Source organism: Polaribacter sp. 20A6, from assembly GCF_011378915.1.
Classification (GTDB): Bacteria; Bacteroidota; Bacteroidia; order Flavobacteriales; family Flavobacteriaceae; genus Polaribacter; species Polaribacter sejongensis.
Map to the genome: position 1 here is coordinate 309740 of NZ_WTPZ01000005.1, position 18822 is coordinate 328561.

Below are 18822 nucleotides of genomic sequence, written 5' to 3' on the forward strand. Positions count from 1 at the left end.
AGAGAACTTTGCTGTCTTAAAATAACAAGATTCAAAGACAATTATGAAGAAAATTACACTCTTATTACTTTGCCTATTAACATCAACCTATTTGCTGGCTCAAAAGCCGAGTAATGCAACCATTTCTATTACAGGTAAAGTTGTAGATGCAAATACCAATCAACCATTAGAATATGCTACTGTAGTTTTAAAAAACACTGAAACGCAAGTAGTTTCTGGTGGAATTACAGATCAAACTGGTAGTTTTAATATTAAAAACCCAAAAGGAACGTACGAAATAAGTGTAGAGTTTATTTCTTTTAAAACCATCAAATTTCCGGTTCAAGAAATTTCATCAGACAAAAACTTAGGAACTATTAAACTATATGAAGATGCTAGTAGTTTAGATGAAGTAGTTGTTATTGCAGAAAAATCTACTGTAGACATTCGTTTAGATAAAAAAATCTATAATGTTGGTAAAGACATGACGGTTAAAGGTGGTACCGCTTCTGATGTTTTAGACAATGTACCTTCTGTAGATGTAGATCCTGAAGGAATTGTTAGTTTAAGAGGTAGTGAAAATGTACGTATTTTAATAGACGGAAAACCATCTGCTTTAGTTGGTTTATCTGGTGCAGATGCTTTAAAACAATTGCCTTCTGATGCTATTGAAAGAGTTGAAGTAATTACATCTCCATCTGCAAGATACGATTCTGAAGGAACGGCAGGTATTTTAAATATCATTTTAAGAAAAGGAAAATCTTCTGGTTTTAATGGTTCTGTAAACGTTACTGTTGGAGATCCTAAAAATTATCAAGGTGGTGTAAATTTAAATTTACGTACCGAAAAAATAAATGTATTTACTAATTTAGGGTATAACGATAGTGCAGGTCCTGGAGTTTATAATTCTGATATAACATACTTATCTAATGGAAATATAGATAGTATTAGAGTAGAAAACAGAGATAATGACCGAAGTAGAAAAGGCTTTAATGCTAATTTTGGTTTAGAATATTATTTAAACAAGAAAAGCTCTATTACAGGTACTATATTTGTAAGAGACTCTGATGGTAATGATATTTCTAAAAATAACATTACCTCTTTTGATGCTTTAGATAACAATTTATACAATTCTACACGTATTCAAACTGAAGGTGAAGATGATAAAACATTACAGTTTTCTTTAAATTATGTAAATAATTTTAATGAAGACGGTCATAAATTAACGCTAGATTTACAGCATAGTGCTAGTAAGGAAAACGAGAATGCAATTATTATAGATGTAAACCCAGAAACAAACACTACAAACGAACTTTCTATAGACAATTTAGTGCAGGCAGATTACGTGTTACCAATTGGTGAAAACTCACAATTTGAAGCAGGTTATCGTGGTAGTTTCCAAGACTTATCGTCAAATTATTTAGTTGTCGCTCCTAATTTAGACCCAGCATATAACCCTTCTAATAACTTAGAATTCATTCAAAATGTAAATGCTTTTTACACACAATTTGGAAGTAAAATTAACAAGTTTTCTTATTTATTAGGTTTAAGAGCAGAAATTACAAACATTGATATTCAGTTATTGAATAACAATGAAAATTACAATAAAAATTACACAGATTTGTTTCCAACAGTAAACTTTGGATATGAATTAAACGATGATCAAAGTTTTACCTTAGGATATAGTAAAAGGTTAAGAAGACCAAGCTATCGCTATTTAAACCCATTTGAAAGTAGAGAAAGTGAAGTTATTTTTTCTAAAGGAAACGTAGACTTAGACCCTACATACACAAACTCTTTCGATTTAGGTTACTTAAATACTTGGGGTAAATTAACTTTAAACTCCTCTATTTATTACCAACATTCAACAAACAATATTTCGAGAGTTAACAGTCAAGATGTTCGATTTGTAAACGGAAAAGAAACCAATGTAATTATTAGACAACCTATTAATTTAGCTTCAGAAGACAGATCTGGTTTCGAATTTACAGCAAATTATAACGCTAGTAGAAAAGTACGTTTTTCTGGTAGCTTTAATTACTATCAATTCGAAACAGAAGGAGAATACACTTACAACGTTACAGACCCAAATACTGGCAACCTAACACCAATTACTCAAAATTTTGATACAAAAAACGACTCATGGTTCACGCGTTTCGATGCTAAAATCACGCTTCCTTGGGATATTCAATCTCAAACAAGAGTTTTTTATTACGGTCCAAAAAACGATGCACAAAGCGAGAGAGAAGGTATTTTATCTACAAACATAGCACTTAGTAAAGATATTTTAAAAGACAAAGGAACCTTAGTACTTAATGTTAGTGATCTTTTTAACTCTAGAAAGTACCAAGTTGTTGGGTACGCTCCAAGTAAAGAAAACCCTACAAATATTACTGACCAAACATTTCAAAGAAGAATGCGCCAGGTGTCTTTAACTTTTACCTACAGATTTAATCAGAGTAAAAACCAAAAAGATAGAAAACCCAATGGAAACAGAGAAGATGATGGTGGCGGAGACGAATTTTAAAAGTATTTGGGCGTTTTAACAGGCTTTCCGCACTCGCTTTTTTTCTAAAAAAGAAAAAAGAGCTCAAACAATTGCTTCAATCCCTAACGCGGGCATATTTGCTAACAATTTGTTTTAATAACAAGTTTTGCAAGTTTGCCCGCGTTAGGGATTCTAGTGAAAAGCCCACAGGTTTTTACTTTTTTGTAAAAAACGAGGACTTGTAACGGAAAGCCCGACCCTTGTGGTAACGCCCAAAGAAAAATTAAAATAATCGATTTAATTATTTTTTTCCCCTTACTATTTTAATATATAATAAAACTACAACTAATGCTCTTATTCCATTTTCTATTTCATATTAATAAAAAAATAATTCAATTTTATTATTAATCAATTTAAAATTCATTTGGTATAAGTCCAAAAAAAACTCGTTCAAATAAATGAACGAGTTTTTATAATATATGTTTTAAAAAGACTACTTACCTTCCGCAGCTTTTTTAGCTTCTTTCTTTAACTTCATGTTTTCCCAGATAGTTCCACCAATCCAGTAAGGAACCACAAATGTTAATAAGAATATTAACAACCAAAAACCAGCTGTAAAAATAAACATAAATAAAACCAATCCTGAAAATTCTGAAAAATCTAACATTTGTATATTTTGTAAAATTATTACTGCAAAAATAATATTTATTTTTAAAAGATAGGCATCAAAAAAACATTTTTTTTAGTTATCTAAAAATGATAAATATCAACTTTATGTAATCATAGTTTTTTGTAAATTTGTGTATCTAAAATTTACATTATAATTATGAAATATAGAATCGAAAAAGACACTATGGGAAACGTAGAAGTTCCTGCAGACAAATATTGGGGTGCACAAACAGAACGCTCTAGAAACAACTTTAAAATAGGTGCTTCTGGTTCTATGCCATTAGAAATTGTTTATGGTTTTGCATATCTTAAAAAAGCAGCTGCATATACAAATGCAGAATTAGGTGTTTTAACAGAAGAAAAAAGAGATTTAATCGCACAAGTTTGTGATGAAATTTTAGAAGGAAAATTAGATGATCAGTTTCCTTTAGTTATTTGGCAAACAGGTTCTGGTACACAATCTAACATGAATGTGAACGAAGTAATTGCTAACAGAGCGCAAGAAATTGCAGGAAAAGTAATTGGTGAAGGCGAAAAGGTGATTCAACCAAATGACGATGTAAACAAATCGCAATCATCTAACGATACATTTCCTACAGGTATGCACATTGCTGCTTACAAAAAAATTATAGAAACTACAATTCCTGGAATTACACAATTAAGAGATACTTTAAAAGCAAAAACAGAAGCTTTTAAAGATGTTGTAAAAATTGGTAGAACGCATTTAATGGATGCTACTCCACTTACTTTAGGTCAAGAGTTTTCTGGATATGTAGCACAATTAAACTTCGGTTTAAAAGCGTTAAATAATACATTAGAGCATTTATCGCAATTAGCTTTAGGTGGTACAGCAGTAGGTACAGGATTAAATACACCTGCAGGTTATGATGTTCTGGTTGCAAAATATATTGCACAATTTACAGGAATGCCTTTTATTACAGCTGAAAACAAATATGAAGCTTTAGCAGCACATGATGCTTTAGTAGAAACACACGGAGCTTTAAAGCAAATTGCTGTTTCTTTAAATAAAATTGCAAACGATATTAGAATGATGGCTTCTGGACCAAGATCTGGAATTGGAGAAATTATTATTCCTGCAAACGAACCAGGCTCTTCTATTATGCCTGGTAAAGTAAACCCAACACAGTGTGAAGCTATGACAATGGTTGCTGCTCAAGTTATGGGTAATGACGTTGCTGTAACAATTGGTGGTGCTCAAGGACATTATGAATTAAATGTTTTTAAACCTGTAATGGCTGCTAATGTTTTACAATCAGCTCAATTAATTGGTGATGTTTGTAAATCTTTTGATGAGCATTGTGCTGCTGGTATAGAACCAAATCATGCTAGAATTACAGAATTGGTAAATAATTCTTTAATGTTAGTTACTGCTTTAAATACTAAAATCGGGTATTATAAATCTGCAGAAATTGCAAATACAGCACACGCTAACGGAACAACTTTAAAAGAAGAAGCTGTTCGTTTAGGCTATGTAACTCCAGAACAATATGACGAATGGGTAAAACCAGAAGAAATGACTGGCGGTTTAAAATAAAAATATTAATTTTACATTCTCTAAAAGCTGCATACTTATGCAGCTTTTTTTGGCTAAACAAAGTAAATCATAATAAAAGAAAATGAAGATGAACAAACACGAAGAATTTATGAGCGAAGCTGTAAAAGCGGCTTTAAAAGGAATGAATAATAACGAAGGAGGACCTTTTGGATGTATTGTTGTAAAAGATGGAGAAGTAATTGGTCGCGGAAATAACAAAGTTACTTCTACAAACGACCCAACAGCACACGCAGAAGTAACTGCAATAAGAGATGCTTGTAAAAACATTGGTTCTTTTCAGTTAGACGGTTGTATTATATATACTTCTTGCGAACCTTGCCCTATGTGCTTAGGTGCAATTTACTGGGCAAGACCAGACAAAGTTTTTTACGGAAGTAATCAGCAAGATGCTGCAAATATTGGTTTTGACGATGAATTTATCTACAAAGAAATTCCTTTACCTTACGAGAAAAGAAGCATTCCTTTTGAGCAAATAGGAAGAGAAATTGCATTAGAGCCTTTTAATAAATGGGCAGAAAAACAAGATAAAACAGCTTATTAAACTCCTAATTTTTCTCTATATAACTAAAAAAAGCATCGAATTAACGATGCTTTTTGATTTTTATTTCTTTTTAAATAAACTTGATATTCTAGAGAAGAAGCCTTTATTGTCTTCATCCTCATGATAACCATTACCGTATTTTCCGTAACCATAGCCGTAACCGTAGCCATAACCATAGCCGTAACCATAACCGTATTTATTCTTTATAGAAAAGTCGTTTAAAACATAACTAATATTCGTTACTTCTTTATTTTTATACTTATCATCTATCATTCTCATCATTCCCTTTTCGGAATAATCCTGACGGATAACATAAATAATAGCATCTCCATATTTAAACAACTCTAATGCATCAGAAACTAAACCAACAGGTGGCGTATCAATAATAACATAATCATATCTTTCTTGAAGATCTTTAATCATCTTATCTGCCGTTTCATTCAGTAATAATTCAGAAGGATTTGGAGGTATTGGTCCTGATAGAATAAGATCTAAATTTGGTACTTTAGTCTTAATTATAATTTCATCTAATGTCTTTTGCTTAATTAAGTGGTTTACCACACCAACGTCATTAGTTAAATCAAAATCATCATAAATTTTAGGCTTTCTTAAATCTAAACCTACTAAAACTGTTTTCTTTCCGCTTAAAGCAAATACAGTTGCCATATTTATAGAAATCATTGTTTTCCCTTCTCCACTTACAGAAGAAGTTAAAACCAATGTTTTAGATTTATCCGCATCTGTATTCTTAAATAAAAATTGAATATTAGACCTAAGCGCCCTAAAAGACTCAGAAACTGAAGATTTTGGCTTATTAAAAACAGCTAGATTATTATTTCCATGATTTTTACCTACAACTCCTAAAACAGGAATTGCATAATTATTTTGAATATCTTCTGCAGTATGAATTTTATTATCTAAAACCTCTCTAGTAATTATGTAAAATAAAGGAAAAACAATTCCCAACATTAATCCAACTAAATAATTAAAACTTGGTATTGGGTATACAGGTCCATTACCTAAGTCTTTAGCCGTATCTATAATTTTAACATCAGATACATTTGCAGCAATTGCAGAACCTGCTTCGTAACTTTTTTGCTTCAAATAATTATAATTTGCTTCAGAAATTTGATAGTTCTTTTCAAACTTTAATAAACCTTGTTCTGTTTTAGGTAATTTTTTCAGTTTTCTTTTATAAGTAGATAGTTCAGTATTTAATTTGTTAATTTTATTTTGATTAACAACTTTTAAAGTAGATATATTTTCTAACAAATTAGTTTTAGAAATATTAATATCATTACTCAACTTTATAACCTGTGGATGGTTATCTGTTACAGAACCTCTTAATTTTTCTCTTAAACTTGATAATTGTATAAGAGTTGATATTTCACCAGAAATCTTACCATCTTGAACAGCGATTAAAGCAGGAACAGGAATATTTTCCCCATAAGTATCATGAGAAAGTATATAACTTCTTAAATTATTAAGATAGTCATTAAATTCTAAAATATTTTTTTTGTTTTGCTCAATTTCTATAGTTTCATTAAAAACGAGACTACCTTCTTCAGATAAATTGTAGATATTGTTTTTCTCTTTAAAAACTCCTAACTCTTTTTCTATTCGCTGTAAACTATCTTCTAATTGTGTAAATAAAAGTTCTATATAATCTTTAGTCTTTTTAGCATAAAGAATTTTTTGTTCTTGTTTGTCTTCGTCAAGAATTACAACAGTAGCATTTAAATAATCTACAATCCTATTTTTATTTGTGCCTCCTTTAGATAACCGAAGCATAGATGCTCCATTAGCAATACCTGCTACACTTATAGACCTATTACCTCCTACAGTACCATCAAAACTTGCAAATTGTATATAAAACTTCTCACCAACAGTAAATTTTTTAGTTTTTTGCAATGAAAAATTTAAAAACTCAGTGTTTATCTGTTCATCTATTTTATACTCTTTAGAAAAAAGAGGAGAAGAAAAGTTGTGTACACTTGTTGTATTTGTATCATAGATCATTACAGCATTTGAAGTACTCTCTTTAAGATCAAAAGATAATTTATAAGTATCTTCTCCTGTAATTTCTACTTGTATAAGTTGTCCATATAATTGAGGTTTGCTAGTATCTAAATCAACAACAAACGGAGTATAACCATAAACATCCTCTAACCGATATCTACCTTCTTTTAAATAGTTTATAAAGAAATTTAATTTTCTAACTACCTTTTCATTATGTGTTCTAGAAGTTAAAACTACTTTTATAGTTTCTACTGCATCACTTGCTCCTCCCCAATTAAAAGCAATATTTGTACCTGTAGAAAATAATGGATTATTCTCTTCTTTTACAGAAATTACGGTATTTAGATTATAAATTTTTGTTTTATAATCATTCATAAATTTAGCAACTATCAATGCAATAACTATAGTTACAAAAAAGAGTTTCCAATAAGATAAAACCTTAAAAACATACCCTTTAACATCAATATTAGCTTGAATAGTACTATTATTTAGTTTATTTAAATTATCCATAAATCGCTATAAATTTCTTGCTAAAATAAAAGTGGTACTAATCAATGTAAATAAAGAAACAATTGTTGTGAGTGCTCCAAGACCAGTAGTTCCTGTTCCCCATGTTTTTTGTTTCAGTGGAATAACATTTATAATATCATTTGGTTTTATATAAAAAACGTCAGAATCAAAAGCGCTTATTTGTGTTAAATCAATTGTAAATTTTTCTGTTCCCGTAATCGTATTTCTAATAATTTCAACTTTTTTTCTATTACCAACTGCAGTAATATCTCCAGAACTAGAAATGGCATCTATAATAGAAAGTTTATTTTGAAATATAACTTTAGGACCAGGACTTCCTATCTCTCCAATAGCGGTATATTTAATACCCGCCAATTTTACTGAAACAAAAAGTTCTTCTTGCGTTTTAATGAATTTTTTTAATTCATTTTCTATTTTTTTACGAACCTCAAGTTCTGTATATCCCAAAACATTAATTTCACCTAAAGTTGGCATCCTAATGTTTCCGTAGCTATCTATACTGTAACCAGAAAAATAAGATTCTCCTTCACTAATACCTCCTGCACCTCCAGTAGATTGTTTCTTAAAAACGGATACTAAAGTCTCGTCATTAGATTTTATGTCTATATTTAAGATATCATCAACCTGTAATTTGTAAGGAATGTTATTAATTCTTTTAATTTCTTTTTTTGCAATTGGCTCTCCTTGTAGATAAATTATATCCTTAGCTGGTATACACGAAAAAAGAAAAGGAATAAATAAGAGCAGTAAAAAATGGTTTCTCATTGTAATTTTAATCATAAATATGCACAAATATACTTTTTAAAAGTGGTTTACTATAATTTTATTTTACTTTCGTTTTTTATATAAAATTGATTTATTTGATAACAAAATATTTAAAATTTCTCGTAAAATCATCCAATCAACATGGGGTTCACTCCCCTTTTGTGTATGATTTAATAACCAAATGTTTTTACAAAAAAACAGACCCAATATTAGTCCAATTATTTTATAAAACGAAGCAACAATTATTAGACAACAAAAGTTTGATAAAAGTCACAGATTTTGGCGCAGGTTCTAAAATTTTTAAAAATAATCAGCGTCAAGTTTCTAAAATTGCAAAAATTGCAGGGTTATCAAACAAAAAAGCTAAATTATTAATTCGTTTAATTCAATATTTTAAACCTGATAATTTACTAGAAATTGGTACTTCTTTAGGTTTAGGTACATCAGCAATTAAAATCGGAAACAATAAAACAAATATTACAACATTAGAAGGTTGCCCAGAAACTAGTAAAGTTGCAGATCATTTATTCTCTAATAACAATTACAAAGACATTCAAATAATTACAGGTAATTTTAAAGAAACTTTACCCAAAGCTGTCAAAAACCAACAATTCGATTGTATTTATTTTGATGGAAATCATACAAAAAAAGACACCTTACATTATTTTAATACTTGTTTAGAGACCGTTACTAATAATTCAGTATGGATTTTTGATGATATTTACTGGAGTGACGAAATGAAAGAAGTCTGGACAGAAATTAAAAATCATAAAAAAGTAACCGTTACCGTTGATGTTTTTTACTGGGGAATTGTTTTCTTCAGAAAAGAACAGGAAAAAGAACATTTTAAAATAAGAGTCTAATTCTTTAAAAGTGTTAAATCGTGTTAATTTTAAACAGCACTCCTTTTAAACTTTGTAACTTTGATTTAATGAAAAATCGCAACTAATATTATGAAAATATATACAAAAACTGGTGATGCTGGTACAACCGCTCTTTTTGGAGGTACTAGAGTAAAAAAATACAATTTACGTATAGAAAGTTATGGTAATGTAGACGAACTAAATTCTTATATTGGATTAATAAAGGATCAAGACATAAGTGTTTCTATTAAAGAGTCTTTATTAAAAATTCAAAATGAATTATTTACTTTGGGTGCTATGTTAGCAACTCCTCCAGAAAAAGAAACTTTAAAAAACGGAAAAGAAAGACTGAATATCCCCAAAATTGATGATGCTTCTATTCTGTTTTTAGAAGAAGAAATTGATAAAATGGATTTAGAGCTTCCTCAAATGACTCATTTTATTCTTCCTGGCGGACATCAATCTGTGTCATTTTGTCATATTGCAAGATGTATTTGCAGACGAGCAGAACGCTTAGTTGTAGAACTAAATGATCAAGAAAACATTAATATTGACATACTAAAATACTTAAACCGACTTTCTGACTACCTTTTTACGTTGGCACGAAAGTTGTCCAAAGACTTATCAGTAGAGGAAATCAAATGGATTCCTACAAAAAATTAACACGTTCTTTTTTTATCGATTTAAAGAAGTTTTTTTATTTTTTTTATCACTTAAAGTATTAATTTTAAGATATTAACAAATTGAAAGAATAACTTCTCTATATATTTCTTAAAAAAGACTTGTATAATTCAGTAAAAAAATTATTTTTGCACAAAATTAAACATTAAGAAATGTATTGGACATTAGAATTAGCATCTTATTTAGCAGATGCGCCTTGGCCAGCAACCAAAGACGAATTAATAGATTACGCTATTAGAACTGGATCTCCTTTAGAAGTAGTAGAAAACCTACAAGATATAGAAGATGAAGGTGATGCGTATGACTCAATTGTTGAAATTTGGCCAGATTATCCTACCGAAGATGATTATCTTTGGAATGAGGATGAATACTAAACATAATAATTAAATATAAAAAGTCTCTAAAGAGGCTTTTTTTTTTGTTTTCTTTTAATCTAGAAAACTATTTTTCAGGCTTTTAAAAAACCTGATACGGAACTATAATGCAGTTATTAATTTAACTGAAAATAACATAATAAATGAATATTTTAAATTCAGTAATCAAACTTTTTGTTGGTGATAAGCAAGAAAAAGATTTAAAAATTTTACAACCAGTTGTTGAAAATGTAAAAAAATTCGAAATAGAATTTTCTAAACTTTCTAACGATGGTTTAAGGGCCAAAACCATAGAGTTTAAGCAAAGAATAAAAACTGCTACAAAAGAGTTTGATACTAAAATTACTGAATTAGAAGAAGAAGCTAAGACAGCAGATATAGATCGTCAAGAAGATATTTATACTGAAATAGATGCTTTAAAAGATGAAGCATATAAAGTTTCTGAAGAAACTTTACTTAAAATTATGCCAGAAGCTTTTGCTATTGTAAAAGAAACGGCAAAACGTTTTGTAGAAAATGAGCAAGTAGAAGTTACAGCATCTCCTTTTGATAGAGAATTATCTGCAGAAAGAGATAACGTTACTTTAGAAGGTGATAAAGCTTTTTGGGCAAATTCTTGGGATGCATCCGGTAAAGCTGTTACTTGGGACATGGTTCATTATGATGTTCAATTAATTGGTGGATCTGTTTTACACCAAGGTAAAGTTGCAGAAATGATGACTGGTGAGGGAAAAACATTAGTTTCTACCCTTCCCGTTTATTTAAATGCATTAACGGGTAACGGAGTTCATTTAGTAACCGTAAATGATTATTTAGCAAAACGTGATAAAGCGTGGATGGGACCAATTTTTGAGTTTCATGGCTTTACAACAGATTGTATCGATTATCATCAACCAAACTCTGATGCACGTAGAAAAGCCTACAACGCAGATATTACGTATGGAACAAATAACGAATTTGGTTTCGATTATTTACGTGATAATATGGCTAGCTCTAAAGACGATTTAGTACAAAGAGCACCTAACTATGCTATTATTGATGAAGTAGATTCTGTTTTAATTGATGACGCGAGAACGCCGTTAATTATTTCTGGACCTGTACCACAAGGAGACAGACATGAATTTAACGAATTAAAACCATTAGTTTCTGAAATCGTCACTAAACAAAAAAATCATTTGGTAAGTGTTTTTGCTGAAGCTAAAAAATTAATTGCAGAAGGAAACGATAAAGATGGAGGATTCTTATTATTAAGAGTTTACAGAGGTTTACCAAAAAACAAAGCATTAATTAAGTTTTTATCTCAAGAAGGAAATAAACAAATCTTGCAGAAAACAGAAAACTACTACATGCAAGATAACAACAAATTAATGCCACAAGTAGATGAAGACTTATGGTTTGTTGTTGAAGAAAAAAATAATCAAATTGATTTAACAGACAAAGGAATCGCAGATTTATCAGAAAAAACTGCAAATGAGAACTTCTTTGTATTACCAGATATTGGTGTTAAAATTGGTGAAATAGATAATTCTGAAAGTAGTAAAGAAGAAAAAACTGCTCAAAAAGAAGAACTATATAAAGACTTTAGCATCAAAAGTGAGCGTATCCATACCATGAATCAACTTTTAAAAGCATACACTGTTTTTGAAAAAGATGTTGAGTATGTGGTTATGGAAAACAAAGTAATGATTGTTGATGAACAGACAGGTCGTATCATGGATGGTCGTCGTTATTCAGACGGATTACACCAAGCAATTGAGGCAAAAGAAAATGTAAAAATTGAAGATGCTACTCAAACTTTTGCTACTGTAACTTTACAGAACTACTTTAGAATGTACAGAAAACTGTCTGGTATGACAGGTACAGCAATTACGGAAGCTGGTGAATTATGGGAAATATACAAATTAGATGTTGTAGAAATTCCTACAAACAGACCTATTCAAAGAGATGATAAAGAAGACTTAATCTACAAAACTGCACGTGAGAAATACAATGCAGTAATTGAAGATATTGTAAAACTAGTTGAACAAAATAGACCTGTTTTAGTAGGTACAACTTCGGTAGAAATTTCAGAATTATTAGGTAGAATGTTACAAATGCGTAAAATTCCACATAATATTTTAAATGCAAAATTACACAAAAGAGAAGCAGATGTTGTTGCGCAAGCTGGTAAACCTGGTATTGTAACCATTGCAACAAACATGGCAGGTCGTGGTACCGATATTAAATTATCTAAAGAAGTTAAAGATGCTGGTGGTTTAGCTATTATTGGTACAGAACGTCACGACTCTAGACGTGTAGATAGACAGTTACGTGGACGTGCAGGAAGACAAGGTGATGTTGGGTCTACTCAATTTTATGTTGCTTTAGATGACAATTTAATGCGTCTTTTTGGTTCTGATAGAATTGCCAAAATGATGGATAGAATGGGCTTAAAAGAAGGTGAAGTAATTCAGCATTCTATGATTACCAAGTCTATTGAAAGAGCACAAAAGAAAGTCGAAGAAAATAACTTTGGTATTCGTAAACGTTTGTTAGAGTATGATGATATTATGAACGCTCAACGTGAGTTTGTTTATAAAAGAAGACGTCATGCATTAGATGGTAAACATTTACAAGTAGATATTGCAAACATGATTTATGACACTTGCGAATCTATTACGAATACGAATAAAGCAGCTAAGAATTTCCATAATTTTGAATTTGAATTGATTAAATTTTCATCAATGACTTCTCCTTTTACAGAAGAAGAATTTGATAAACTTTCACAAAAAGAAATCACAGACAAATTATATGATCTTGTTACTGAACATTACAAAAACAAAATTGAAAGAAATGCAGTTTTAGCATTTCCTGTAATTAAAGATGTTTTTGAAAATGAAGGTGATCGTTATGAGAGAATTGTAGTTCCTTTTACAGACGGAACTAAATCTTTACAAGTTGTAACCAACTTAAAAGATGCTTATGAAAGTGAAGGAAAAAGTTTAATTACAGATTTCGAGAAAAATATTACGTTAGCAATTATAGATGAGAACTGGAAAGATCATTTACGTAAAATGGATGATTTAAAACAATCTGTTCAGAATGCGTCTTATGAACAAAAAGATCCTTTATTAATCTATAAGTTTGAAGCTTTTGAATTGTTTAAAACCACTGTTGATGAAATAAATAGAGAAGTATTATCTTTCTTATTTAAAGGGGAGCTTCCTAGTCAAGATGCAAATCAAATTTCTGAAGCACGTCAACAAAAAAGAGAAAGTTTAAATACAAGTAAAGCAGATGTTCAAAACTCAACAGAACAAGCTATAGAAAGCTCTCGTCAAAAACAATCTGAACCTGTTGAAACCATAGTACGTGAACAACCTAAAGTTGGAAGAAACGAGCGTGTTACTATTAAAAATGTAATGAGCGGTGAAGAGAAAGAAGTAAAATTTAAACAAGCTATTCCTTTAATTGAAAAAGGAGAATGGGTTGTAGTAAATAAATAAACTATTTATTTTAGTATATAAATAAGAAGTCCAGAGTTAAAAGCTCTGGACTTTTTTATTTTTAAGAATACAGCCTCCATTTTTATTATTTCTAGAATCAATTAAAAAATATTAAACACAAAAAACCGTTTAGAAAATCTCTAAACGGTTTTTAATATTTATAGAATTCTGTTTAAGCAGAAATAATAGTTTTATTCGAAACTTGTATTCATTTTTAGGTACTCTAAAAATTCTCTTTTAGTTTCCTTTTCTTTAAATTTACCTCCAAACTCAGCAGTAACAGTAGAGCTTTCGATATCTTTAATACCTCTAGAGTTAACACATAAGTGCTTTGCATCAATAACACAAGCAACATCTTCTACACCCAAAGCTTCTTGCATCGCTTGTACAACTTGCATTGTTAAACGCTCTTGCACTTGAGGTCTCTTAGAAAAATACTCTACAATTCTATTCATTTTAGAAAGTCCAATTACTTTCCCATCAGAAATATAAGCAACATGTGCTCTACCAATAATTGGCAATAAATGATGTTCGCAAGTAGAATATACAACGATATTTCTTTCTACCAACATTTCACCATAATTGTAATTATTATCAAAAGTTGATGCTTTTGGTAAATTTTTAGGGTTTAATCCCATAAAAAGTTCATTAACAAAAGATTTAGCAACTCTTTTAGGAGTTCCTTGTAAACTATCGTCTGTTAAATCCAAACCTAAAGTGGTTAAAATATCCTTAACACTCTGTTGGATTCTTTCAATTTTTTCTTCATCAGTTATATCAAAAGCATCTGCTCTTAATGGAGTTTTGGCTGATGTACCAACGTGATTCTCTCCTATTTCTTCAATTCTTTCGTCATTCATTTTGCTGCTCAATTCAAACATTTCATTCTTATTATAGTGCAAATTTACGTGTTTGCAACGTATTATTTTAGTTTACGAATCAATAAAAATTATAAAACTATAATTTATGCTTTTAGTAAGGATAGTATTTCTGATAAATTACCATCTTTTTGCTCTCCAGAATTCATATTCTTTAAAGTAAAAACATCGTTTACAACATTAGAAACTACAAATTCTATTTCTCTAGAACTAACATATTTCCATTGTCGCTTTTGTGCCTTATTACTTTCTGCTAAATCAGGATAAAATTCACTTTTTATATTATTTTCTCTTAAGACCTTAATTGCTTTCATTTTAAGAACATCTGTATTAGACTCAAAGTTTAAGAAAATAACCTTTGGTTTTGGTAGATTTACTGCTTTAAATAAACCCAATTCTTCTAATACTAAATAGATTCTGTCTAACCCAAAAGAAATTCCAACTCCAGAAACATCTTTTAATCCAAAGATACCTGTTAAGTCATCATATCTTCCACCGCCTCCAATAGAGCCCATTTTTACACCTTTTGGTGCAGCAACTTCAAAAATTGCTCCAGTGTAATAATTTAATCCTCTTGCTAAAGTAACATCTACTTCTAAAGTTGCTGTTTCTAAACCTAATTCTTCCACAGAATTAATTACAAAACGCAACTCTTCTACTCCATTTGTTCCTTCTTCAGAAGTTGATAACATACTTTCTAATGAAGCTAATTTATCTAAATTAGATCCAGTAAAATCGAACAAAGGTTGTACCTTTTCAATGGCGTTCTCCGTAATTCCTTTAGACAACATTTCTTTAACAACACCGTCTTTACCAATTTTATCTAACTTATCTAAAGCCACTGTAAAATCGATTAATTTATCTTGTGCTCCAATAACTTCTGCGATTCCAGAAAGTATTTTTCTATTATTAATTTTGATATTCGTTCCTGCTAGACCAAGTTTACTAAAAACGGTATCATATAATTGTACAAACTCTACTTCTTGCCATAAAGATTTACTACCAACAACATCTGCATCACACTGAAAAAACTCTCTAAAACGTCCTTTTTGTGGTCTATCTGCCCTCCAAACAGGTTGTACTTGATATCTTTTGAAAGGAAACGTAATATCATTTTGATGTTGTACAACATAACGAGCAAAAGGTACTGTTAAGTCATAACGCAAAGCTTTTTCTGATATTTGAGAAGTTACTTTTAAACTGTTTTTATCTGATAAAAGAGTTTCATCGGCTTTCTTTAAAAAGTCCCCAGAATTTAAAATTTTAAAAATCAAACGATCTCCTTCTTCACCATATTTCCCCATTAAGGTTGATGAATTTTCGAAACTTGGTGTTTCTATAGGTTGAAATCCGAATGTTTCAAAAGCAGTTTTTATCGTATTCATTATATACGTTCTGTTGGCTACTTCTGTTGGCGAAAAATCTCTAGTTCCTTTTGGAATACTTGGTTTCATATAAATCAGTTATCAATGTTCATTTATCATTTTTTAATAAACCAGATTAGATTACTGATAATTGTTAAATGATAATTGCTTTTAGCGAGCGCAAATATCGTGAAAAACTTAGAAATGTTATAAAATAGAATCAATTTTATTTCTGAACCTTAAAGCGTAAATAGCAGCATTTAACTCAAACCCTAACAATAAGATAATTGCATTTAGCCATACAAATAACATCAAGATTAAAAGCGTACCAATAGAACCGTATAATTGATTGTATTGTGCAAATTTCACTACATAAATTCCGAATAAATAAAACGTACATAAAGATACAACTGTGGTTAAAAGTGCTCCTGCAGAAAAGAATTTTGTTTCTTTTCCTTGTTTTGTTCCGTATCTAAAGAGTAAAGAAACAATGGTAAAAATCATCACTAGAAAAATGAGACTTCTTCCATAATAAAACAGATCTAAATCGGATGTATCTAGCCAACCTGTTTCATCAATTTTAGACAATGCAAATTGATATAAAATTAGTGAAGTTATTACTATAATTAAAAAGAATGACATTAATAAAGAGACTCCTAAAGAGACAAAATAGGCTCTAAAAACATTTCTAACATCAGTTATATGGTATGAATGTTCAAAACCACCAAAGATAGCATTCACACCATTTGTCATTAGAAAGATAGACAGTAAGAAACCAAAAGAAAGCAAACCTCCATATTGATTATTAATAATATCCTTTAACACAACATCTACAGCTTCGAAGGTTTGTGGCGGTAACACCTCTTTTATAAATGAAAATAAGCCTTCTTGGAAGCCTTCTATTGGAATGTATGGAATTAACGTTAAAATAAACAGCAAAAAAGGAAAAACAGCCATAAAAAAACTGAATGCAATTCCTCCTGCTCTAGTTGTTAAGGCTCCTTTTACAATACCAATAATGTACATTTCTATTACATCGTACAAAGACATTCCTTCTAAACCAGGAATTTTTATTCTTTTTCCAAATAGTACCAAGAAATTTACAACTGGTATTTTTTCTAGTTTTTCTTCTATTTCTCTTGACATTAAGTTGCAAAGTTTAAATTAGCTGCAGAGCTACAAAGTTGAATAACTGTAAGATTAGTTTCTTTTTGATTTTATAGTTCTAATAAAACTAGATAACATTCTCTCTATTTCTCTTGATAATTCATATAAATTTTCAAACTTACCTTTATTGATATATTCTAAATTAAAAGCAATTTCCACTTGTGTCTGTAATTCAAAAAGAGATGCCATTGCAATATTTAAAAAACGAAGATAATCTTTCACTCCTTCTCTACCATAACCTTCAGAAATATTACTAGGTATTGAAACTGCAGACCTTCTTAATTGAGAAGTTAGGCCAAATGTTTCTTCTTTTGGAAATGATTTAGATACTTTATAAATTTCAGTAACAAAGTTCATCGACTTTTGCCAGACTAACAAATCTCTAAATGTTTTCATATCTTTTTTTTATTAGTGGCAAAGTTAAAAATAGTTTCAAAGTTACAAAGTTTAGCTTGTTACTCTGCAACTCTGTAACTTTGCTACTTTGTAACTTTTCAATCAACTACAACTCTATATTCTGATAAAAGCCCAATAACATTGTCTTTACTAAACTTCCCTCCTTTTAAACGATTCTTTTCCGGACTGATATTAAAGTTAAAAGCTGTTCTAAAGTCTGACTTTTCTAAATTAGTTTCACCAAAAATGGCTCCATTAAAGTCACAATTATCAAAAATGGAATTGGTTAAAACGGCTTCTGTAAAATCTACTTCTTGTAAGTTACAATTACTAAATTTTGTATTCGGAATTTTTAATTGATAAAAAGACGAAAAACTTAATTGACAATCTTTAAAACTAAATTGTAATAAAAACGAATCGCATTCATTAAATTTTACACCTATCATTTTACAATTGATAAAAGTAACCTCTTTAAAAGCCGTATTATCTACAATTGCATTGCTAAAATTACAATCTATAAAATCGCATTCTACAAACTGAATATTTGATGCATGTACATTCTCAAAATTACAATTAGTGAATGTACAATTGTCATACTCTCCTTTGTTTATCTTAGTTTTCTTAAAATCAATTTTAGTAAATTCCTCACTATCAAAATAAGTATCTGTCATCTAAACTTATTCTTGTTTTGTTAATTTATAATTTAACTCACTTTCAATTTTATTACCATCAATATCTAGCATTTCAATGTAATTGTCACCAATTTCATATTTAAATGGACTCGTTTCTAAGGCTAAAATTACTTTTCCGTTTTCAACGGAATAATTTCCCGTTTTCGTAAAAACAGCATCATCACCTTGTCCTTTATACACGCTCTCTAACACAAAAGTTCCATCTGAATTTAAGGTCATTGTATTATCGATTCCCGTACAACTTGCACATGGAAATTCGCCAATATAAACACCAGAGACATCTTGTGGTGTGTTATTTTTACATGCTGAAAATAGAATACAAACTATTGCTATAACTTTTATAATATGTTTCAT

The 18822-nt window shown here is 29.9% G+C and carries 16 protein-coding genes; 7 read left to right on the plus strand and 9 right to left on the minus strand.

The features are described 5' to 3' along the window. The first annotated feature begins 43 nt into the window (after positions 1-43). Complete coding sequence (locus GQS57_RS13905) at positions 44-2506, plus strand: TonB-dependent receptor (protein WP_165733462.1); 2463 nt, start codon at positions 44-46, stop codon at positions 2504-2506. A gap of 454 nt (positions 2507-2960) precedes the next feature. Here GQS57_RS13905 and GQS57_RS13910 read toward each other — a convergent pair whose 3' ends face one another. Continuing rightward, the gene (locus tag GQS57_RS13910) at positions 2961-3134 is read right to left on the minus strand and encodes a hypothetical protein (RefSeq protein ID WP_165733463.1); all 174 of its coding nucleotides are present in this window, start codon (positions 3132-3134) and stop codon (positions 2961-2963) included. A gap of 159 nt (positions 3135-3293) precedes the next feature. On the opposite strand from GQS57_RS13910, the gene fumC reads away from it, so the two are divergent. Continuing rightward, positions 3294-4691 (plus strand): class II fumarate hydratase, encoded by a 1398-nt coding sequence (gene fumC, locus GQS57_RS13915; RefSeq protein ID WP_165733464.1) that lies wholly within the window; start codon positions 3294-3296, stop codon positions 4689-4691. An 88-nt stretch (positions 4692-4779) separates the two neighbouring features. Further along, entirely contained in the window at positions 4780-5253 is a 474-nt protein-coding gene (locus GQS57_RS13920) for a nucleoside deaminase (RefSeq protein WP_165733465.1), read from the plus strand. Between the two features lie 60 nt (positions 5254-5313). Here the strand turns inward: GQS57_RS13920 and GQS57_RS13925 are convergent, their stop codons facing one another. Together GQS57_RS13925 and GQS57_RS13930 are read right to left on the minus strand one after the other, a co-directional pair. Continuing rightward, entirely contained in the window at positions 5314-7782 is a 2469-nt protein-coding gene (locus tag GQS57_RS13925; RefSeq protein ID WP_165733466.1) for an exopolysaccharide transport family protein, read from the minus strand. A 6-nt stretch (positions 7783-7788) separates the two neighbouring features. Continuing rightward, positions 7789-8583 (minus strand): polysaccharide biosynthesis/export family protein, encoded by a 795-nt coding sequence (locus GQS57_RS13930; protein WP_240915485.1) that lies wholly within the window; start codon positions 8581-8583, stop codon positions 7789-7791. 245 nt (positions 8584-8828) lie between these two features. Between GQS57_RS13930 and GQS57_RS13935 the strand changes: the two genes are divergently transcribed. From GQS57_RS13935 to secA, 4 genes are all read left to right on the plus strand, one after another. Further along, positions 8829-9431 carry an O-methyltransferase gene (locus GQS57_RS13935; RefSeq protein WP_306772119.1) on the plus strand — a complete coding sequence of 201 codons (603 nt, stop codon included), beginning with the start codon at positions 8829-8831 and terminating at the stop codon, positions 9429-9431. A 90-nt stretch (positions 9432-9521) separates the two neighbouring features. Next, the gene (locus tag GQS57_RS13940; RefSeq protein ID WP_165733468.1) at positions 9522-10094 is read left to right on the plus strand and encodes a cob(I)yrinic acid a,c-diamide adenosyltransferase; all 573 of its coding nucleotides are present in this window, start codon (positions 9522-9524) and stop codon (positions 10092-10094) included. Between the two features lie 170 nt (positions 10095-10264). Next, positions 10265-10486 (plus strand): DUF2795 domain-containing protein, encoded by a 222-nt coding sequence (locus GQS57_RS13945; RefSeq protein WP_065318236.1) that lies wholly within the window; start codon positions 10265-10267, stop codon positions 10484-10486. A gap of 143 nt (positions 10487-10629) precedes the next feature. Next, positions 10630-13971 carry a preprotein translocase subunit SecA gene (secA, locus tag GQS57_RS13950; RefSeq protein ID WP_165733469.1) on the plus strand — a complete coding sequence of 1114 codons (3342 nt, stop codon included), beginning with the start codon at positions 10630-10632 and terminating at the stop codon, positions 13969-13971. Positions 13972-14162: 191 nt separating this feature from the next. Here the strand turns inward: secA and folE are convergent, their stop codons facing one another. From folE to GQS57_RS13980, 6 genes are all read right to left on the minus strand, one after another. Beyond that, entirely contained in the window at positions 14163-14831 is a 669-nt protein-coding gene (gene folE / locus GQS57_RS13955; RefSeq protein ID WP_240915486.1) for a GTP cyclohydrolase I FolE, read from the minus strand. 104 nt (positions 14832-14935) lie between these two features. Further along, the gene (gene hisS / locus GQS57_RS13960; protein ID WP_165733471.1) at positions 14936-16303 is read right to left on the minus strand and encodes a histidine--tRNA ligase; all 1368 of its coding nucleotides are present in this window, start codon (positions 16301-16303) and stop codon (positions 14936-14938) included. Positions 16304-16420: 117 nt separating this feature from the next. Beyond that, positions 16421-17359, minus strand: coding sequence for a YihY/virulence factor BrkB family protein (locus GQS57_RS13965; protein WP_165733472.1), 939 nt, complete (start codon positions 17357-17359; stop codon positions 16421-16423). A 54-nt stretch (positions 17360-17413) separates the two neighbouring features. Then, positions 17414-17776 carry a four helix bundle protein gene (locus GQS57_RS13970; RefSeq protein WP_165733473.1) on the minus strand — a complete coding sequence of 121 codons (363 nt, stop codon included), beginning with the start codon at positions 17774-17776 and terminating at the stop codon, positions 17414-17416. A 98-nt stretch (positions 17777-17874) separates the two neighbouring features. Beyond that, positions 17875-18447: a pentapeptide repeat-containing protein gene (locus tag GQS57_RS13975; RefSeq protein WP_165733474.1), complete on the minus strand. Its 573-nt coding sequence runs from the start codon at positions 18445-18447 to the stop codon at positions 17875-17877. A 6-nt stretch (positions 18448-18453) separates the two neighbouring features. Next, positions 18454-18822 carry a copper resistance protein NlpE gene (locus tag GQS57_RS13980; protein ID WP_165733475.1) on the minus strand — a complete coding sequence of 123 codons (369 nt, stop codon included), beginning with the start codon at positions 18820-18822 and terminating at the stop codon, positions 18454-18456.

Excerpts from the sequence above, each read along its gene's own strand:
- GQS57_RS13930 (WP_240915485.1), bottom strand. The coding sequence starts at position 8,583 with ATGATTAAAATTACAATGAGAAACCATTTTTTACTGCTCTTATTTATT.
- hisS (WP_165733471.1), bottom strand. The coding sequence starts at position 16,303 with ATGAAACCAAGTATTCCAAAAGGAACTAGAGATTTTTCGCCAACAGAA.
- GQS57_RS13940 (WP_165733468.1), top strand. The coding sequence starts at position 9,522 with ATGAAAATATATACAAAAACTGGTGATGCTGGTACAACCGCTCTTTTT.
- fumC (WP_165733464.1), top strand. The coding sequence starts at position 3,294 with ATGAAATATAGAATCGAAAAAGACACTATGGGAAACGTAGAAGTTCCT.
- GQS57_RS13980 (WP_165733475.1), bottom strand. The coding sequence starts at position 18,822 with ATGAAACATATTATAAAAGTTATAGCAATAGTTTGTATTCTATTTTCA.
- GQS57_RS13945 (WP_065318236.1), top strand. The coding sequence starts at position 10,265 with ATGTATTGGACATTAGAATTAGCATCTTATTTAGCAGATGCGCCTTGG.
- folE (WP_240915486.1), bottom strand. The coding sequence starts at position 14,831 with ATGAATGACGAAAGAATTGAAGAAATAGGAGAGAATCACGTTGGTACA.
- GQS57_RS13910 (WP_165733463.1), bottom strand. The coding sequence starts at position 3,134 with ATGTTAGATTTTTCAGAATTTTCAGGATTGGTTTTATTTATGTTTATT.
- GQS57_RS13965 (WP_165733472.1), bottom strand. The coding sequence starts at position 17,359 with ATGTCAAGAGAAATAGAAGAAAAACTAGAAAAAATACCAGTTGTAAAT.
- GQS57_RS13925 (WP_165733466.1), bottom strand. The coding sequence starts at position 7,782 with ATGGATAATTTAAATAAACTAAATAATAGTACTATTCAAGCTAATATT.
- GQS57_RS13920 (WP_165733465.1), top strand. The coding sequence starts at position 4,780 with ATGAACAAACACGAAGAATTTATGAGCGAAGCTGTAAAAGCGGCTTTA.
- secA (WP_165733469.1), top strand. The coding sequence starts at position 10,630 with ATGAATATTTTAAATTCAGTAATCAAACTTTTTGTTGGTGATAAGCAA.
- GQS57_RS13975 (WP_165733474.1), bottom strand. The coding sequence starts at position 18,447 with ATGACAGATACTTATTTTGATAGTGAGGAATTTACTAAAATTGATTTT.
- GQS57_RS13905 (WP_165733462.1), top strand. The coding sequence starts at position 44 with ATGAAGAAAATTACACTCTTATTACTTTGCCTATTAACATCAACCTAT.
- GQS57_RS13970 (WP_165733473.1), bottom strand. The coding sequence starts at position 17,776 with ATGAAAACATTTAGAGATTTGTTAGTCTGGCAAAAGTCGATGAACTTT.